Raw genomic sequence first — 1921 nt, 5'->3', positions numbered from 1 at the left:
GTGATACCCCAATTGTCGGCAGATCCAGTGACTCATGCAGGTGATGGGCACCGGCCTGTTGGGCGATATCGATAATTTTGGACCCCGGGTGGTTGATCACCGGCCGTTTGCTGGTGATATCGATGGTCAGATGATAGCCAGTTTTTAGGTTTAACTCTTCAATCATTTGGTGGAGCTTGTTGATGATTGTTTGGTTATCAAATTCTGGAATTGTTCGAACCTTTACTTGAAGGCTTGCCTTGTCAGGAATGCTGTTAATTTGTTTGCCACCGGAAATGATGGTCGGTGCGTAAATGGTTTCGCCTAAAATCGGATTACTTGCCTGGATACTTTGGTAGAACTGCTTTTCCTTGAGGTAATAGTTTACCAGCATATCAATGGCATTGACGCCCATTTTTGGCATGGATGAATGAGCTGCCTTTCCGTGGGCGGTGACTTTATACATTAACCAGCCTTTGTGAGCAAAAAAGATAAAATGTTGTTCAGGTGCTTTTTGATCGTGGCTGATAGCGTGGAGTTGAGCAGCCAATTCCGGCGTGAATTTTGCGCCACCACTGTCGACGTAAGCATCGAGGCGTTGCTTTGAAACACCGCTGGGTTCGCCGATCACTACCGCGTCTAAATCATCCACGTAGCCTTTATCTGCTAAAAGCTTGGATCCGAGTTCGCCAACTTCTTCTCCCATCGTGACATATAGTCTCAGCTTACCGCTTTTGATCGCCTGTGACTCAACCAGGTTCATGAAGGCAATTGTGAGGCCAGCCAGGCCACCTTTCATGTCGGCTGCCCCACGGCCGTATAAACGGTTGTCCCGAACGTCTGGGGCAAAAGGCGGTGTTGTCCAGGTTGACACAACCCCTTCATGGACAACGTCGGCATGACCAGAGAAACCCAGAACCGGGCCAGGATGGCCGGAATCAAATTCGGCGACGAGGTTATCCCGATTATCCGAATATTGAACGAATTTTGAGTCAATATGGTGAGCTGCCAGTAGGTCATGGATATAAGCAGTGACGAGATGCTCATTTCCGTTGACTGTTCTAAATGCGACTAAATCCTTGAGAATCTGAATTTTCTCTTCCTTATTCATAAACCGTTAGTCCACCTTACCTTTTTGATTGAAGTAGTTGAGTAATGTTAAAGCCGCCTGCTCATGAAATTTGGCAGCGTACTGAAGACCGTCCGGATTGGCAATAAAATCCGGGTGGTGCAGGTTGGCCTGGCCTTTACTTCCCATGAATGCGTAACATCCCGGCACTAGTTGTTCATATTCTGCGAAGTCATCGTCGGCATTGGATGGAATGGCGGGTATGACCGTCATGAATTTATGAGCTTCTTCAGCAATCAGATCGGTCATGATTTTACTATTGTCAACCGGCGCCGGTCCCTCATCCCAGGTGATCGCCGCGGTTTGGCCATAGGCTTTGGCCGTCGAGTCAACGATTTCATAGAACCGTTTTTTCGCAAGTGCCCGATCAGCGGCTGAAAAGGTTCGGATGGTTCCCTTAAATCCGGCCGTTTCGGGGATCACATTATTCGTTTGGCCCCCTCTGATTGCACCGATGGTGAGGACTAACCGGTCCGATGGCGAAATATTTCGACTTACGATGGTCTGGAGCGTCATGATAATGTTTGCCGTGGCCACAATTGGATCGCGTCCGGTTTGAGGCATGGCGGCATGAGAGCCAACACCGGTGATCGTCACATCAAAGTTGTCGTTTGAAGCCATCAACTTGCCAACTTTCATCCCAACGGTTCCAACGGGAATGGTTGGCATATTATGAATACCGGATATGGCAGAAACACCCTTTAAAACGCCCGCTTGAATCATCTCCTTTGCGCCAACGTGCCGCTCTTCTCCAGGTTCAAAAATTAGCCGGACTCGCCCGGACAGCTGCCCTTCCTGATATTTAAGGAGCTT

General features: G+C 48.7%; 2 protein-coding genes. Both read right to left on the bottom strand.

The window, feature by feature from the left end; translation table 11 throughout:
- A partial coding sequence (locus AB3112_RS11175; protein ID WP_367334532.1) for a M20/M25/M40 family metallo-hydrolase occupies window positions 1-1090 on the bottom strand: 1090 nt, incomplete at its 3' end.
- 6 nt (window positions 1091-1096) lie between these two features.
- Window positions 1097-1921: amidohydrolase (locus tag AB3112_RS11170; protein WP_367334531.1), on the bottom strand; the 825-nt coding region annotated here is incomplete at its 5' end.

The sequence above is a fragment of the Lentilactobacillus sp. genome (assembly GCF_040773105.1).
GTDB classification, from domain to species: domain Bacteria; phylum Bacillota; class Bacilli; order Lactobacillales; family Lactobacillaceae; genus Lentilactobacillus; species Lentilactobacillus parabuchneri.
The sequence above is the reverse complement of the archived record's forward strand: the minus strand, read 5'-3'. Positions and strand labels throughout refer to the sequence as shown.